Origin of the sequence: Vibrio sp. TRT 2004, assembly GCF_050113735.1 — a bacterium.
Lineage (GTDB): Bacteria > Pseudomonadota > Gammaproteobacteria > Enterobacterales > Vibrionaceae > Vibrio.
Genome location: NZ_JBNJOH010000091.1, coordinates 1 through 3,034 on the forward strand (window position 1 = coordinate 1; position 3,034 = coordinate 3,034).

The 3,034-nt window shown below is 46.0% G+C and carries 2 protein-coding genes and 2 pseudogenes; all 4 read right to left on the reverse strand.

Features of this window, described 5'->3' with window-relative positions:
* Positions 1 to 199: 199 nt before the first annotated feature.
* A protein-coding gene (locus tag ACQEXR_RS19790) for an IS3 family transposase (RefSeq protein WP_427020996.1) occupies positions 200 to 1,734 on the reverse strand; the annotation gives its coding sequence in 2 pieces (ribosomal slippage) (positions 200 to 1,272 and positions 1,272 to 1,734; 1,536 coding nt in all).
* A 51-nt stretch (positions 1,735 to 1,785) separates the two neighbouring features.
* Positions 1,786 to 1,992 (reverse strand): annotated as a pseudogene (tnpA, locus tag ACQEXR_RS19795) (IS66 family insertion sequence element accessory protein TnpA); the annotation flags it as partial.
* A gap of 97 nt (positions 1,993 to 2,089) precedes the next feature.
* Complete coding sequence (locus tag ACQEXR_RS19800) at positions 2,090 to 2,482, reverse strand: hypothetical protein (protein ID WP_331428173.1); 393 nt, start codon at positions 2,480 to 2,482, stop codon at positions 2,090 to 2,092.
* A pseudogene (locus ACQEXR_RS19805) lies at positions 2,483 to 3,034 on the reverse strand (hypothetical protein); the annotation flags it as partial.

The window sequence follows — 3,034 nt, forward strand, 5'->3', positions numbered from 1 at the left end:
AAGCACCAAACTCGATTCCAATCTATGGACGACAAGATATTGAGCCTGTACGCGAAAGGCATGACCACACGTGAAATGTAAGCGTTCACCAGTCCCCCCTTGACAGCCATTGAAGTGTGACCGAGAGCACTGGATCCACTATTTCCTGTTGAGTGATCCTCGGCGTTTTTCAAGGTAGTTGTCATTATTTGCTTATTTATTAAACAGCTTCTCTTTCTGGATTTAGGTGTACTTCACCAACTGGCTTACAGTTCCTGATATCACCAGGCCATCGTTCGGGTTTTCGCTGTTTAGCAGCGAGCAAGACCTCTGCTCGATGCTTCAAGATCTCTTCGTCTTTCCCATTATGACGCTCTGAAGGCGTGACATAATTGAGCTTACTGTGCTTGTGCTCTGTGTTGTACCAGCGTACGAAGGCTTCAACCCAACGTCGACTGCTGTCGAGATGCTCAAAGCCCTTCGTCGGCCAGTTTGGCATGTACTTAACCGTACGGAACAACGACTCGACATACGGGTTGTCATCACTGACTCTTGGGCGACTATACGACGAGGTAATGCCTAACTCATCCATCTTCGCCTTGAACGTCAGCGACTTCATGGGCGCACCGTTATCTGAGTGAAGAACCAACGGCTGATTGAAGCACTGCTCTCGCATCAACGTCCTTTGCAGGAGTTGTGATGCTAACTCACCACACTCACGTTCATACACATCATAACCCACGATTTTTCGGCTGTAGATATCCTCTATGACGTACAGATAATAGTGCTGACCTCGAACCCTTGAAGGCAAGTAAGTAATGTCCCATGTGTAGACTTGGTTCGAGCCTGTCGCCGTATAACTCGTTGGCTTCGTTTGTTTTTGTCTACTCTTCTGACGACCTCGGTTATGAAGTTGTCCTTGTGCGCCCAGTACCCGATAATAGCTCGACTCTGAGGCGATATATTCACCTTTATCAAGCAGTGTCGGTACGATTTGAGTAGGGGGTAAGCTCGCGAACTCTGGGCGGTTACATACCTCGATAATCGCATCACGCTCGTGCTGCGAAAGCTTGTTAGCAGGCTCTGGTCTGGCACAAGTCGGTCTTTTATCCGCCTGAACCTCTCCTTGTCGATACCATCGACGATAGGTTCTCAGGTCAATCTGAACCTCATAACAAGCTCGCTCTACGCGGCAACCACTTTGCTTGGCATCCTGGATAAGCTCAATTAGATGTCGCCTTTCATCGGTTGAGGTTAATCGTCCTCTGGCTCTTCCCCGTAAAAGGCTCTGAGCTTTTTTCGTAGAACCAACAGGGCAGCCGTTTCAGCGAGCGCCTTTTCTTTGTGGCGTAACTCCTTCCTAAGTTCTTTGATTTCAAGCTTATCCGCTTTGGCCTGTTTCTTTGCTTTTGCTTCCCGTTCTTTGCTTGACTGAAAACCTTGCATACAGTCTTCTCGCCAACTCTGAACTTGCTCAGGAAAGAGACCTTTTTCACGACAGTATTGGCTGAGTTCATTCTCCGTCATCGAGTAAGTCTCGGCGACGATGGCGAGTTTAGTTTGAGCAGACCACTGCTCTGATGAAGTGTTACTGTTTGGCACTGCGGCTCCTGAACGTCTGAGTTGTTGCCGCCAATAATACAGGGTGGCGGTGCTAATGCCTTCTTCTTTTGATAACTGGCTCACTGACATTGAGAACGGAGGCAGTAGCTTCTTTAATATCGCTTCTTTTCTTTCTGTTGGAATACGAGACACAATTCACTCTTACCGCCCTACACTGGTTAAATTTTAACAGTGACAACTATCCTGCCAGAGGGGGGTTTTTTCAACGACTTCTGCTTTAACAAAGCCAACCGTGTTCGGTTTTTCGATGTGCTTTAACTGTTGGCGCTTAGCGTAAAAAGTGGAAAGGCTCAGTCCGTTACGTTCACAGAATAATCGTTGTGATAGCTGGCTAGATTCATAGTGTTCAAACAGGGTTCGCCATTCTTGGTTGGTGCGTCGTTTTCTCATTTCAAATCTCCTTATGGCTGGAGACTGGATCTTATTATTCGCGCTAGGTGATTAGAATGCGGGGTTTATGATGCGCTTACATTTCAACCCAGAATAGTTAAATGATATTAAACAGTTTACCGAGTAAACCAAAACAAAAAACACCGATCCAGCTCCACATGCCTAACGCATTAACCCACATAAATATTTTGAACTTAGTTGAGTTCGTTGTTGAACGCTTACGAATGAATGGGTATTTAAACCAATAATCAAAACAACGACTGCCAATCTCCCAAGATAACTGGTACTTCGGGCGCATATAGCCTTTTTCGTCATAATATTTATCTAGGTCTTTAGCTAATTGTTTATCCATGAAAATAATATGCTTAAAGCTACCTAAAGATACGATCGCATTCATAATGACAGCCGGCACAGCCCAAATGATGGCATACCCTCCCAAAATAGCCGCTGGAATCATGATAAAGAACTCCCACCAAACAGCGTTTGACATTTATTCAACCACCCATTCATAGATATCATAAGCAAGATCACCTCCAGCTTTACCGGCAGTAGATCCAATAATACCGCCAATGGCGCCACCAATAACTACGCCACCGATTGTGGCGATCGCTAGAGCAGGAGCTGAAGCTGTCACACCAATAACCAAAGCAATCGCGACTCCAACGCCAGCAACTCCGCCTTTTACTCCACCATACCAACCACCAATAAATCCAGCTATCTCTCTAGTCGTCGTCTTACCACAATCCCCAGATCCATCCACCTTGCACGCTTCATAGATGTTATCGACACCGCTAACGGCCCCCACAAGTAAACCAACATAACCCACACCTCTCGCGGCAGAAATACCAAGAGCAATATTACCAATCCGCTTCCCTAGTTCTTTTACAAAACCGGTCTTGAGAATTTCATCCGCATTGTGAACGACTGATTTAGTGGATAGCTTTAGATTGCGCTTGATTTGCGTATAGATGGGCAATTGAACGCTACGCTTGGAAAGCATTGCAAAGGAACCATCCAGTTTTTTAAACAATGCGGCACGCTG